Consider the following 12867-nt stretch of genomic DNA (forward strand, 5'->3'; position numbering starts at 1 on the left):
CGGCCGGTGTTACTGGCAGGCCTCGCAGTCGGGGTCGTCGGTGGCGCAGGCGGCGGTCTCGGCCCGGTCGGTGCCCGGCGCCGCTGCCGGCGATGTCGGAACCGCGTTGAGCTTGCCGTCGGTGCCGCGCAGCGTGCTCTTCTCCACCTGCGTGGCCGCACGGGAACGCAGGTAGTAGGTCGTCTTCAGCCCCTTGCGCCAGGCCGAGCGGTACAGCGCGTCGAGCTGCTTGCCGCTGGGCGAGGAGATGTAGAGGTTCAACGACTGCGCCTGGTCGAGCCACTTCTGCCGGCGCGCCGCGGCCTCCACCAGCCAGGAGCTGTCCACTTCGAACGCGTTCGCGTGCAGGTCCTTGAGGTCCGCGGGGATGCGGTCGATGGCCGAGACGGTGCCGTCGTGGTACTTCAGGTCGGCGACCATCGCCGCGTCCCACAGGCCGCGCCGCTTCAGATCGCGCACCAGGTACGGGTTGATGACGGTGAAATCGCCGGACATGTTGGACTTGACGAACAGGTTCGAGAACAGCGGCTCGATGGACTGGCCCACGCCGCAGATGTTCGAGATCGTCGCGGTCGGGGCGATGGCCAGCACGTTGGAGTTGCGCATGCCCGTGTCCCGCACGCGGCGGCGCAGCCCGTCCCAGTCCATGCGGGCGGAGTGGTCCAGCTCGGCGTGCTCGGGCTCGCGAGCCCGCTCGAGCAGGCCCAGCGAGTCGATCGGCAGGACGCCGCGACTCCACAGCGAACCGTCGAAGGAGGCGTACCGGCCGCGTTCGGCGGCCAACCGCACCGAGGCGGCGATCGCGTAGTAGCTGACCGCCTCGGTGCTCGTGTCGGCGAAATCGACCGCGTCGGCGGAGGCGAACGGGATGCTCTGCTCGAACAGGGCGTCCTGCAAACCCATGATGCCCAGCCCGACGGGGCGGTGGCGGAAGTTGGAGTCGCGGGCCTCGTCGAGCGTGTAGAAGTTGAGGTCGATGACGTTGTCCAGCATGCGCACCGCGGTGGTGACCGTGCTCTCCAGCCGCGCGTGGTCGAGGCCGCCGGAGCCGACGTGCGCCTGCAGGTTGACCGATCCGAGGTTGCACACGGCCACCTCGTCGGCACCGGTGTTCAGCGTGATCTCGGTGCACAGGTTGGAGGAATGCACCACGCCGGCGTGCTGCTGCGGTGAGCGCAGGTTGCACGGGTCCTTGAACGTCAGCCACGGGTGCCCGGTTTCGAACAGCGCGGTGAGCATCCGCCGCCACAGCTCCACCGCCCGCACCCGGCGGAACACGGCGATCTCGCCGCGGTCGGCGGCCGCCTCGGCGGCGCGGTAGCGCTCGGCGAAGTCGGTGCCGCAGGTCTCGTGCAGGTCGGGCACCTCGTCGGGGGAGAACAGCGTCCACTCGGCATCGGCTTCGACGCGGCGCATGAACTCGTCCGGGACCCAGTTCGCCGTGTTCATGTCGTGCGTGCGGCGCCGGTCGTCGCCGGTGTTCTTGCGCAGGTCGAGGAATTCCTCGATGTCGATGTGCCAGGTCTCCAGGTAGGCGCAGGCCGCGCCCTTGCGCTTGCCGCCCTGGTTGACCGCCACCGTGGTGTCGTTGGCGATCTTCAGGAACGGCACGACTCCCTGCGAGGTTCCGTTGGTGCCGCGGATGCGCGCGCCGAGCCCGCGCACGGGGGTCCAGTCGTTGCCGAGTCCGCCGGAGTACTTCGCCAGCATCGCGTTGCTGCGGTAGGACCGGAAGATCGACGCGAGGTCGTCGTCCACAGTGGTGAGAAAGCACGAGGACAGCTGCGGCCGCAGCGTGCCCGCGTTGAACAGCGTCGGCGTGGAGGTCATGAACGTGAACGTCGACAGCAGTTCGTAGAACTCGATCGCCCGCCGTTCGCGGTCGTCCTCGTGCAGCGCCAGCCCCATGGCCACGCGCATGAAGAACGCCTGCGGCAGCTCGAACCGCACCCCGTCGTCGTGCAGCAGGTAGCGGTCGTAGAGCGTCTGCAGGCCCAGGTGGGTGAACTGCAGGTCGCGTTCGCCGACGAGCGCGGAGGACAGCCGCTGCAGGTCGAACCGCTCCAGCGCGGGATCCAGCAGTCCGAGGTGGACGCCGTGGCGCACGTAGGCGGGGAAGTGGGAGCGGTAGTCGGTGCTCGGTTCGCCGGTGTCCGAGCCGGGTGCGACCGCGGCGACGTGCCGCAGCGCTTCGCCGCGCAGCGCGTGCAGCAGCAGCCGGGCGCAGACGTGCGCGTAGTTCGGTTCGGATTCGACGAGGGTGCGTGCGGCCATGATCTGCGCCTGCGCGAGTTCGTCGGCGCGCACACCGTCGTAGAGGTTGCGGCGGATCTCGGTCAGCACCGGCTCGGCGTGCACGTCGGCGAGCCCGCTGACCGCGTGCTGCACGAGGCGCACCACGCGGTCCCAGTCGAGCGGCCGCAGGCCGCCGTCGGGTTCGCGCACGTTCAGCTCCGGTGTGCGCGCGGATGCTGCCGGGGGCGCTTGGGTCACGACGCTCTCCTCTCGCGAGTCCGTCCGATCGGAAACCTCGCGAGCGGGGGTGGTGGACGCGGGCGCCGTGCGCCGCCGCGGTGTGCTCCGCGTGTCCGCGACCCGCCCTCGAGGCCCGGTGTGCGTGCGCGTTCTCCCGCGCACACCGGTGGCAGGTCTTCGGACTCGCGGGCTTCCGGCGCTCGGCCGGCCCTACTGGCCGTCGCTTCCCGGACGTGCGTCCAGTGCTGCACCACCTCGGGGGTGGTGACGGCGGTCGTTCCCGCTCACCGCTGCGGGGCAGTCCCGGATTCGCACCGGGTTCCCTCTCGCCTCACCGGGCCGTTTCCGGCCCCGTGAACCACCGGCACCGAGCACACTACATGTTGAGTTCTGAGATCTCACGCAGGCCCACATCGCGTGTCGGCACAGGTCTGATCGTCGCTGCTCGACGTCGAGCACCCGGAGCGAGAGCTTCCCCGGAGGTTCTGCTGCGCACCCACTTGCGTTTCTGGAGGTGCTTTCTCTCGATTCACCGCACCCACTGGTAGCGGTGCTCGGGCCGCCCCGCCGAGCCGTACCGCATCCGCAGCGCGGCCTGCCCGTCGGCGCACAGGTGCTCGAGGTAGCGCCGCGCGGTCACCCGCGCGATGCCGGCGCGTTCGGCGACCTCCACGGCCGAGAGGTCGGAGTCGGCCGCGCGCAGCGTCTCCGCCACGAGCTGCGCCGTTTCGGCCGTCAACCCCTTCGGCAGGCTCGTCCGCGTGCTCCGGCGGCGCACGCCGAACACGCGGTCCACGTCGCGCTGGGTGGCCTGGTCCACGCCCGCGAGCTTGTCGCGCACCGCGGCGAAACTGTCCAGCTGCTCCCGCAGCGCGGTCAGGTTGAACGGTTTGAGCAGGTAGTACATCGCTCCGCCGTGCAGCGCGGCGCGCACGTTGTCGATGTCGCGCAGCGCGGTGATCACGAGCACGTCCACGGGCGTGCCCGGGCCGGGGTCGTCCGGGGCGCGCAACCGCTGCAGCACGTCGATGCCCGACATGTCCGGCAGGTAGAGATCGAGCAGCACGAGATCGGGCTGGTGCTCGGCGACGGAGCGCAGCGCCTCGGCGCCGGTGTGGGCGACGCCGACGACCGTGAATCCCCGGACCGATTCGACGAACTCCCGGTGGTTGCGCGCCACCCGCGCGTCGTCGTCGACGATGAGCACCGACAGCACCGAATCCCACCTCCTGCTCGGTGTCCGAACGGGCGCTGCGCCCGGACGAGCGCTGCGCCTGGACGGGCACGGCGGGGCCGTCACCGGAACTGCGCGGACACGTGCCGCGGCCGGCGACGTTACCGGCGTGCTACCGCGAATCCTCCCGCACCGGCAGGTAGGCGCTGAACACGGTCTCCTCGGTGGCGTCCACGTCCACCGACCCGTGCCACCGCTGGGCGGCCTGCCGCACTAGCGCGAGCCCGAGCCCGCGGTGACCGGATCCGCCGTGCTCCTTGGTGCTCACCCCGGCGGTGAACACCTCCTCGGCGAGCGCGGGGTCGAACCCCGGACCCGAGTCGGTGACGCGGATCTCCAGCAGCGGCTCGCCGTCCCGGTGCAGCCGCACGAGCAGTTCCACCCACCCGGATCCGCCCACCGCTTCGAAGGCGTTGTCCACCAGGTTGCCCACGATCAGCAGCACGTCGTCGCGCAGTTGCGGCGGCAGCTCCCGCGGCACGTCGCTGAGCTCGGCGAGTTCGAACTCCACGCCCTGCTCGGAGGCCTGCGCCGACTTCGCCAGCACGAGCGCGGCCAGCGCGGTGTCGTGGACGCGTTCGGACACGGACGTGCTCGCCCGAGCCGTCGTGGCGGAGAGTTCGGACAGGTAGTCGCGGGCTTCGCCGACCGCGCCGAGGTCGAGCATGCCGGTGACGGTGTGGATGCGGTTGGCGAACTCGTGGGTCTGCGCGCGCAGCCCGTTGGCCATGGTGCGCACGCCGTCCAGCTCACCGCCGAGCCGCACGATCTCGGTGTGGTCGCGCAGCGTCACCAGTCGGCCCGTGCCCTGGCCGTCGATGCGCACCGGCCGGGGGTTGCACACGAGCAGCCGCCCGCCGACGGCGAGGAACACGTCCTCCCGGGTGTCGGCACCGCGCAGCACCTCGCGCAGCCGCTCGTCGAGCCCCAGCTCGTGCGGGGTGCGGCCGACGCAGTCCTGCGGCAGGCCGAGCATCTCGCGGGCGGAGTCGTTGGCCAGCAGCACTGCACCGTCCGCGCCGACGGCGAGCACGCCCTCGGTGATGGCGTAGAGCAGGGCTTCGCGGCTCTCCAGCAGTTCGGTGATCTCGGCCGGTTCGAGTCCGTGCGTCTTCGCGCGGATCCGGCGGGAGATCCACAGCGCACCGCCCGCGCCGAGGACGAGGGCGAGCAGCAGCGTCGTGCCGATGACGGGCAGCGCGTTCGACGCGGCCAGCGTGACCCGCGAGGACAGCACGCCGACGGAGACGTAGCCGACGACCTCGCCGGCCTCGCGCACCGGCACCCGGGCGCGCAGGGTGAGCCCGGCCGGGCCCCATTCCACGCCCGTCCACGTGTTGCCGGCCAGCACCGGCGCCGGGTCGGTGTGCGGGCGGCCGCCGATGGCGCGCGGGTCGGGGTGCGAGTGCCGGATGCCCTCGGCGTCGACGATGACGACGTAGCGGAAGTCGGAGGCGCGGCGGATCGTCTCGGCCAGCGAGGCGATCTCGCCGCGGTGCTGCGGATCGGCGAGGTAGTCGCGCACTTCGGGCAGCGCAGCCACCGACTGCGCCATGGTCAGCGCGCGCTCGGTGTATTCGGTTCGCACGTCGCGGTATTCGCGGAGTGTCCACAGTGTTCCCGCGGTGGCGAGCGTGACGATCAGCAGCACCGTGTTCGCGAGGAGCAGGTAGCGGGTCAGCGAAAGCCGCGCACGGCCGCGAACGCGCTCCGTCATGTGTTCACCACCTTCCGTGGCAAGGCTTTCCGCGAGACCAATACGACCATTACTTACCCAATGCACACAAAACTCGTGATCCGGGACACGTGCGTTCCAGGATGTCGCAATCGCCGCGCACCGGGAAGCCGCACGGGCTCCGGAGCCGCGAGTTCCCGAACGACGTACGCAGGAGAGGCCAACATGCTCAGCATCATCGGCTTCGCGATCATCGCGTCGATAGCGACGCTGCTGATCCTCGGCCGAATAGCCCCGGTCGTCGGCATGACCGTGATCCCAACGGTGGGCGCCTTCTTGGCGGGTTTCAGCCCGAGCGACATCGGCACGTTCTTCGACTCCGGGTTGGAATCGGTGCTGGACGTCGCCGTGATGCTCGTGTTCGCCATCCTGTTCTTCGGCATCATGAACGACATCCGGCTGTTCAACCCGCTGATCACCGTGATGGTGCGGCTCAGCCGCGGCAACGTCGTCGGCGTCGCCGTGGTCACGGTGCTCATCGGTGTCGTCTGCCACCTGGACGGGTCCGGGGCGACGTCGTACCTGATCGCGATCCCGGCGCTCCTGCCGCTGTACAAGCGGCTCGGCATGAGCCCGTACCTGCTGATGCTGCTGCTGAGCACGAGCATGGCGATCCTGAACATGGTTCCCTGGGGCGGTCCTGTCGGGCGCGCTGCCGCTTCCACGGGCAACGACCCGGTCGAACTCTGGCACGGGCTCATCCCGCTGCAGGGGGTCGGTGTCGTGCTGCTCATGGGCATGGCCGCGCTGCTGGGCCTGCGGGAGCAGCGGCGGATCGCCCGCCGCACCTCGACGCAGCAGGTCCCCGCGATGGCCGGTGTCGGCGGCAGTGGCGGCGCTGTCGACGGTGCTGCGACGGTCAGCAGCGACGTGCCGGTCAGCAGCGACGTGCCGGCCGGCAGCGATGCGACGGCTGGCAGCGATGCGACGGCTGGCAGCGATGCGACGGCTGGCAGCGATGCGACGGCTGGCGCCGTGACGGTCGGCGGCGGGGCGAGCGGTGCCGCGGGCGGAGGCTCCGCGGACGCTTCCGCGCAGACCGGCAGCACCACCGGCGCCGACGGTGCCGCGGAGGGTGCCGGCGAGTCGGAGGAGCTGCGCGGGCCCCACCTGCCCTGGTTCAACGGGCTGCTCGTGGTGGCGGTGCTCGGGGTGCTGGTCGCCGACGTGCTGCCGTCCGGGCTGGTGTTCATGCTCGGCCTCAGCGCCGCCCTCGTGGTCAACTACCCGAAGGTCTCCGAACAGATGGACCGGATCAAGGCGCACGGCGGTAGTGCGCTGGGTACCGGCGCCATCATCCTGGCGGCCGGCTGCTTCCTGGGGATCCTCACCGAGTCGGGCATGCTGCAGGCGCTGGCCAGCGACATGATCTCCGTGCTGCCCGAGTCGATCGTGCCGTACCTGCACCTGATCGTCGGCGTGCTCGGCATGCCGTTGGAGCTCGTGCTCAGCACCGACGCGCACTACTTCGCGCTGCTGCCGCTGGTGCACGACGTGTCCACGCAGTTCGGCATCGGGTCGACCACCGTGGTGTACGCGGTGCTCATCGGGAACGTGATCGGCACCTACATCAGCCCGTTCAACGCCTCGGTGTGGCTGGGCATCGGGCTCGCCGGTGTCGACATGGGCAAGCACATCCGCTACTCGTTCCTGCCGATGTGGGGCTTCAGCCTCGTGATGCTGCTGGCGGCCGTGCTGCTCGGCGTGGTCGCGCTGTAGCGCTCGCGTCCCCCGCCCCGCTGGCTGCTGCGCCGCTACGAGCAGCCAGCGGGGCGGGCGCGGACCCCGGGGCGTCACCCCGTCTTCAGCGTTCGTTAGGCTGGACGAGCCGCGCGGCGAGGCCATCCGGCGAGTTGGCGCAGCCGAGCGGCACGTGACCGCGGGGTCGCGGATGGGGCTGTAGCGCAGGAGGTAGCGCGTCTCGCTCGCATCGAGAAGGTCAGGGGTTCGACTCCCCTCAGCTCCACCCGATTGCTCGTTGCCGAGCACCTTTCCACGAGGCCCTGGCCGGCGTGTTGTCGCTGGCCGGGGCTTTTTCATGTTTGCTGCCGCCTCGGTTCGTCCGCGCGGATGGGCGGCGTCGGTTCTGCGCACGCGCATTCATCATTGACCGAACATATCAACGGTCGTTAGTTTGACTTCATGAGCGACGACCGGTGCGAGCTGCTGTGCATCGACTTCGACCACGCCGAGGGGCTGCGCACCGCGCTGCCCGAGGAGAGTGCGCTCGCCGATCGAGCGGCGCGGTTGCGGGCCCTGGGAGAGCCGACCCGGCTGCGCATCGCCCACGCCCTGCACGTGGGCGGCGAGCTGTGCGTGTGCGACCTGGCCTGGATCGTCGGCTCCGCGCAGGGACTGGTGTCGCACCACCTGCGCCAGTTGCGCTCGGCCGGCCTGGCCGACTCGCGCCGGGACGGCAAGCTGGTGATGTATCGGCTCAGCACCGTCGGCCACCAGCTCCTGGACCCGGTCTCCGAGCAGCGGGCGGAGGTCGATTCGGCATGAGTGCGGACTGCTGCGGCACCGACCACCACGACAGCCGTGCCGCGGAAGACCGCGGCGCCGACCGGCCGCCGCGGTTGTGGCGGGCGCGGGAAATCCAACTGGCAGCTGCGGCCGGGGTCCTGCTCGCGGCGGGGTTCCTCGCCGGTTGGTCCGGCTCCGAACCCGCCGAGGCGGTGCTGCACGTGCTGGCCGCGCTCACCGGCGGGGTGACGTTCGTGCCCGGCGCGCTGCGGGCGCTGTGGCACCGCCGGATCGGGGTCGGCGCGCTGATGACCATCGCGCTGGTCGGCGCGCTGCTGCTCGGCCAGTTCGCCGAGGCCGCGATGCTGGCGTTGTTGTTCTCGATCAGCGAAGCGCTGGAAGACCACTCGCTCGCGCGCACCCGCCGAGGTCTGCGCGCTCTGCTCGCCCTGGTCCCCGAGCAGGTGCGCGTGCTGCGAGCCGGCGGCGAAGCGGTCGTTCCGCCCGAGGAGTTGCGCGCCGGTGATCAGATGCTGGTGCGCGCCGGGGAGCGGATCGCCAGTGACGGCGTCGTCACCACCGGACGCTCCAGTGTGGACACCGCGGCGATCACCGGGGAGTCGATGCCGGTGGAGATCGGCCCCGGGGACGAGGTCTTCGCCGGCTCGATCAACGCCAACGGTGCGCTCACCGTCGAGGCCACCGCCGCCGTCGCGGACAACTCGCTGACCAGGATCGTGCGCATCGTCGAGGACGCCCAGCAACGCAAGGGCGCCCGGCAGCGCATCGCCGACCGCCTCTCCCGCCCGTTGGTGCCCGCGGTCGTGGTGCTCGCCGTGCTCGTCGCGGGACTCGGCGCGGTTCTCGGCGACCCGGCGACGTGGGTCGAACGCGCCCTGGTCGTGCTGGTCGCCGCCGCGCCGTGCGCACTGGCGATCTCCGTGCCGGTCACCGTCATCGCCGCGGTCGGTGCGGCCACGCGCCTCGGGGGTCTGGTCAAGGGCGGGGCGGCGTTGGAAAACCTCGGCTCCGTGCGCACCGTGGCCCTGGACAAGACCGGCACGCTGACCCGCAACGAGCCCGCGGTGACCGAGATCGTGGCCGCTGACGGCGTGCCGGCCGAACGGGTGCTGGCGGTGGCCGCCGCACTGGAGGCGCGCAGCGAACACCCCTTGGCCGGCGCGATCCTCGCCACCGCGTCGGAACCGGTCCCCGCTCAGGAAGTTTCCAGCGTGCCGGGTGCTGGGCTGGAAGGCACCGTTGATGGCACGCCGGCCCGCCTCGGCAAACCCGGTTGGATCAATCCAGGACCGCTCCATGCCGACGTGATCCGCCTGCAGGACGCCGGTGCCACCGCCGCCGTCGTCGAACGCGGCGGCACCGTTCTCGGCGTTGTCGGCATCCGCGACGAGCTTCGCCCCGAGGCCGCCGAAACCGTGCGGGCGCTGCACGAGGCCGGGATGCGGGTGGCGATGCTGACCGGCGACAACACCCGCACGGCCACGGCCCTGGCCGAGCAGGCCGGCATCACCGACGTGCGCGCCGAACTCCACCCCGCCGACAAGGCCGCGATCGTCGACCGGCTCCGCGCCCAGCAGCCGGGAGAGGTCGCGATGGTCGGGGACGGGATCAACGACGCTCCGGCCCTGGCCACCGCCGACGTGGGCATCGCCATGGGTGCGATGGGCACCGATGTGGCCGTCGACACCGCCGACGTCGCGTTGATGGGCACCGACCTGCGCCACCTGCCGCGGGCGCTGGGGCACGCCCGCCGCGCCCGGGCGATCATGCTGCAGAACATCGGGCTGTCCGCGGCGATCGTGGTGCTGCTGGTGCCGCTCGCGACCATCGGCGCGCTCGGCTTGGCGACCGTGGTGCTCATCCACGAACTCGCCGAAGTGCTCGTCATCGCCAACGGCGTCCGCGCCGGACGGGTCCGTGCGCTGACCAGGGGTTCAGTGCCGACTGCGGCGGACGGTACGCAGCGGATCCGCCGCGCGGACTCGGCTGAGCAACTCGACGGGTGCGCCTGCTGTGCTCCAGCCACCGCTGCTGCAAAACCCGCTACCGCAGAACCCCGTCACCACTAGTACGGCCGTCCCGGGGCCCTCCCGCCGAGTGTTTGGTGATCGCGATCCGTGGGTACGTCCGTTGTCCAAGACGGCGTCGATGCGACCTCGGAGGGACGCTGGTGCAGTACGAGGACATGGTGGAAGGCCTGCGGCAACGTGCCTCGTTGGAGTGGTCAGCTGCCGAGACGGTGCTCGCGGCCACGTTGCAGGCCCTCGACGAGACGGCGCACACCGCTGTGGCGGCTCTTCGCGCGCAACTGCCCGGGGAGCTGAAACGAGTGGAGCCGGCGGGCATGAACCCGGACCGCTCGTGGGACGAGTTCGTGGTGCGCGTCGGCGAACTGTCCGGGGCCGCCGACGAGGGTCAGGTCGGTGACCAGCTGCGAGCCGCGTTCGCGGTGCTGACCGAGGCCGTTTCGCCCGGACAGGTGCGCGAGTTGCTGGCGGCCCTGCCGGCCGAGTTCCGCGATGCCGTGCCGGGCTCCATCGGCCTGTCCGGTTCGGCGGAAACGCTGCTCGGCCAGGTGCGCCAGCGCGTGGAGGTCGACACGCTGGAGCAGGCGCGCGAGCTGACCGAAGGCGTGCTCAGCGCGCTCGCCGAGCACAGCAGTGCGGGACAGGCCCGGGATCTGGCGTTGCGGTTGCCGGCGGACTTCGGCGACGCGCTGCGCATCACGCGGTCGGTGTCACGCACCGAAGCGGAGGATTTCCTCGCCGGTGTGTCCGATCGCGTCAGCGCGACGAATCCGAACCGCGTGCGCGAGGACACCGCACACGTGTTCGGCGTGCTCCGCCAGTGGGCTCCGGAAGAACTGGAGGCGACCTTGAGCCAGCTGCCGGAAACGGTCACCGCGCTGGCCCGCTGAGCCCCACCACGCGGGGTCGGCGCGAAGTGCGCGCTCGGCCGTGCACATCGCAGACCGCCACCCGGTCGGATGCGCGACGGCAGTGCACCGCAGGCGATTCCGGATGTGCTCCGCGGAACCGGAGTCGCCGGCGGAGAACGACGGATATCGAGGAGGAGATCATGACTGATGCCGATGAACGGCGCGTCCGCAAGATCCTGCAAGGCCTGGAATTCCCGGTGAGCAAGAGCTACCTGCTCGACTACGCCGAAACGCGCCAGGCCGATCAGAAGACGCTGCGGGCGCTGCAGGGTCTCGACGATCGGGAGTACACCAGTACGGACGATGTCGAAGCCGCCGTTCCGCAGCGCCCCGAGCAGGAGTAGCAGGACTGCGCTGGAGCATTTGCGCAGCGGTGCTGGTGGCAGCTGGGTGGAATCGCCCGCACCGACGTCGTAGCGATGAGGAGGAACACGTGGACTTGGCGAGGTTGCGCCCGGTGTACGAGCACGAAGGACCGTTCGCCACGGTCTACCTCGAGGGGCGCTCGCCCGGCGAGGACGCCGCGCAGCAAGTTCGGCTGCGGTGGAAGGGCCTGCGCGAGGAACTGGCGTCCGAGGGAGCGACCGCGCCGGCGTTGGACGCGATCGAGTCGGCCCTCGACCGCGAAGAGGCGGGCGAGGAGCAGGGCGACGGACGTGTGCTCGTCGCCGTGGACGCCGGGCTCGTGTTCGACGAGCCGTGGGACGCCGCGCTCGGCACCGGCGACCACGCGCACTGGACGCGCCTACCGGAGCTGGCCGCCTACGTTCGGGAAGAGGCCCGGTCCGTGCGCGCGCTCGTCGCGGTCGTCGATCAGGAAGGCGCGCAAATCCGCCAGGAAGTCTGCGCGGCGCAGCACACCGCACGCGAGTTCGACGTGGAAACCGTCGAAGGCGGCGCTTCGGAGGGCGTGCACAAGCCTCGCGGCGGAGCGTTGTCGCACAACCAGATCCAGCGGCGGGCCGAGGAGGCGGTGCAGCGCAACGTCAACGACATCGTCGAGCGGCTGAACGCGCTGCGGGCGGAGTTCCGCCCCCGCTTGCTGGTGCTGGCCGGCGAGGTGCAAGCGCGCAGCGCGCTGCGCGACGAACTCCCCTCGGAATTGGCGGATCTCCTCGTCGAAACCGGCAGCAGCGGACGGGACGGCAACGCTTCGGAAGAGGCGTTGGCCGAGCAGCTCTCCAACGCGGCCAGCGAGCACAGCGCCGGTGCGGCAGAAGCGCGAGCGGAGGAGCTCAACGCCGGGCTCGCCCACGGAAACGCCGTGCACGGCAGTGATGCGGTGGCCCAGGCCGCCGAGATGGGAGCCGTGGCCACGTTGCTGTTCGAACACGGCAGGCCGGCCACGCGTGAGGCTTTCCTGCTGAGGGCCTGCGCCGGGACCAGCTCGGATGTCGACCTGGTCACCGGGGGAACCAACATGGCCGACGGCGTGGGTGCGCTGCTGCGTTTCCCGCTCAACGGCTGAGCTCCCGCAGCGGTCACCGCCGAGCGGGAAGCGGTGAGCAGGCGCGTCCGTGCTGCGTGCAGTTGCGGGCAGCGCGGACGCGCCTGCCCGCAACTGCACCGGCCGCTCCGGCGGAGGTGGTCGGCGAGGGAGCGCATCCGCGCACCGACGCCCCGAGTAGCAAGAGCAGTTCGGAGGAAACGATGGGTACTGACCGCGAGAGCCTGGAAGCGGCCCTGTCCGAAGTGGATTTCCCGGCTTCCAAGGAGGACCTCGTCGCGCACGCGCAGAACCACGGCGGTGATGAGGAGACGGTGCGCTCCCTGCGGGCGTTGCCGGTGGCCGAGTACGAGAACATGACCGAGATCATCCGGTCCGCTCCGCTGGACATGGCGGAGGAAGAAGGGCAGTCGAGCGCCGACAAGGCCCAGCAGGCCAGCCGGCACCAGTACAGCGGGTTGGCGGAGCACCAGCGGGACACCCCGGAGAACCCGATCGTCGACGAGCTCGGTGAGAACCGCGGCAGCTGAGCGCGCGGCGCGGGTCATTCG

10 protein-coding genes, 1 tRNA gene and 1 riboswitch are annotated in these 12867 nt (G+C 70.9%); of the genes, 8 read left to right on the top strand and 3 right to left on the bottom strand.

Features of this window, described 5'->3' with window-relative positions:
• Positions 1–9 precede the first annotated feature (9 nt).
• The 3 genes from ACVGV2_RS03165 to ACVGV2_RS03175 all read right to left on the bottom strand — a co-directional run bounded on the left by ACVGV2_RS03165 (position 10) and on the right by ACVGV2_RS03175 (position 5426).
• The gene (locus tag ACVGV2_RS03165) at positions 10–2493 is read right to left on the bottom strand and encodes a ribonucleoside-diphosphate reductase subunit alpha (RefSeq protein ID WP_459164550.1); all 2484 of its coding nucleotides are present in this window, start codon (positions 2491–2493) and stop codon (positions 10–12) included.
• Positions 2494–2626: 133 nt separating this feature from the next.
• A riboswitch (cobalamin riboswitch) is annotated at positions 2627–2853 on the bottom strand.
• A gap of 151 nt (positions 2854–3004) precedes the next feature.
• Positions 3005–3691: a response regulator gene (locus ACVGV2_RS03170; protein WP_459164551.1), complete on the bottom strand. Its 687-nt coding sequence runs from the start codon at positions 3689–3691 to the stop codon at positions 3005–3007.
• A gap of 130 nt (positions 3692–3821) precedes the next feature.
• Entirely contained in the window at positions 3822–5426 is a 1605-nt protein-coding gene (locus ACVGV2_RS03175; protein ID WP_459164552.1) for an ATP-binding protein, read from the bottom strand.
• A 183-nt stretch (positions 5427–5609) separates the two neighbouring features.
• Here ACVGV2_RS03175 and ACVGV2_RS03180 point away from each other — a divergent pair, with 183 nt between their 5' ends.
• The 8 genes from ACVGV2_RS03180 to ACVGV2_RS03215 all read left to right on the top strand — a co-directional run bounded on the left by ACVGV2_RS03180 (position 5610) and on the right by ACVGV2_RS03215 (position 12846).
• Positions 5610–7163, top strand: a complete 1554-nt coding sequence (locus ACVGV2_RS03180) for a CitMHS family transporter (RefSeq protein WP_459164553.1) — start codon at positions 5610–5612, stop codon at positions 7161–7163.
• Between the two features lie 174 nt (positions 7164–7337).
• Positions 7338–7410, top strand: a tRNA-Ala gene (locus tag ACVGV2_RS03185).
• A 176-nt stretch (positions 7411–7586) separates the two neighbouring features.
• On the top strand, positions 7587–7949 hold the full coding sequence (locus tag ACVGV2_RS03190) for an ArsR/SmtB family transcription factor (RefSeq protein WP_459164554.1): 363 nt from the start codon (positions 7587–7589) through the stop codon (positions 7947–7949).
• On the top strand, positions 7946–10000 hold the full coding sequence (locus ACVGV2_RS03195; RefSeq protein WP_459164555.1) for a heavy metal translocating P-type ATPase: 2055 nt from the start codon (positions 7946–7948) through the stop codon (positions 9998–10000). The genes ACVGV2_RS03190 and ACVGV2_RS03195 overlap by 4 nt, the downstream gene beginning before the upstream one ends.
• Before the next feature lie 101 nt (positions 10001–10101).
• Positions 10102–10848, top strand: a complete 747-nt coding sequence (locus ACVGV2_RS03200; protein WP_459164556.1) for a DUF2267 domain-containing protein — start codon at positions 10102–10104, stop codon at positions 10846–10848.
• 161 nt (positions 10849–11009) lie between these two features.
• Positions 11010–11213 (top strand): DUF2795 domain-containing protein, encoded by a 204-nt coding sequence (locus tag ACVGV2_RS03205; RefSeq protein ID WP_459164557.1) that lies wholly within the window; start codon positions 11010–11012, stop codon positions 11211–11213.
• A gap of 89 nt (positions 11214–11302) precedes the next feature.
• Positions 11303–12337 carry a baeRF2 domain-containing protein gene (locus ACVGV2_RS03210; RefSeq protein WP_459164558.1) on the top strand — a complete coding sequence of 345 codons (1035 nt, stop codon included), beginning with the start codon at positions 11303–11305 and terminating at the stop codon, positions 12335–12337.
• Positions 12338–12519: 182 nt separating this feature from the next.
• Positions 12520–12846, top strand: coding sequence for a DUF2795 domain-containing protein (locus ACVGV2_RS03215; RefSeq protein WP_459164559.1), 327 nt, complete (start codon positions 12520–12522; stop codon positions 12844–12846).
• Positions 12847–12867: the final 21 nt, after the last annotated feature.

The sequence above is a fragment of the Bounagaea algeriensis genome (assembly GCF_054491375.1).

Excerpts from the sequence above, each read along its gene's own strand:
- ACVGV2_RS03215 (WP_459164559.1), top strand. The coding sequence starts at position 12,520 with ATGGGTACTGACCGCGAGAGCCTGGAAGCGGCCCTGTCCGAAGTGGAT.
- ACVGV2_RS03195 (WP_459164555.1), top strand. The coding sequence starts at position 7,946 with ATGAGTGCGGACTGCTGCGGCACCGACCACCACGACAGCCGTGCCGCG.
- ACVGV2_RS03180 (WP_459164553.1), top strand. The coding sequence starts at position 5,610 with ATGCTCAGCATCATCGGCTTCGCGATCATCGCGTCGATAGCGACGCTG.
- ACVGV2_RS03205 (WP_459164557.1), top strand. The coding sequence starts at position 11,010 with ATGACTGATGCCGATGAACGGCGCGTCCGCAAGATCCTGCAAGGCCTG.
- ACVGV2_RS03175 (WP_459164552.1), bottom strand. The coding sequence starts at position 5,426 with ATGACGGAGCGCGTTCGCGGCCGTGCGCGGCTTTCGCTGACCCGCTAC.
- ACVGV2_RS03190 (WP_459164554.1), top strand. The coding sequence starts at position 7,587 with ATGAGCGACGACCGGTGCGAGCTGCTGTGCATCGACTTCGACCACGCC.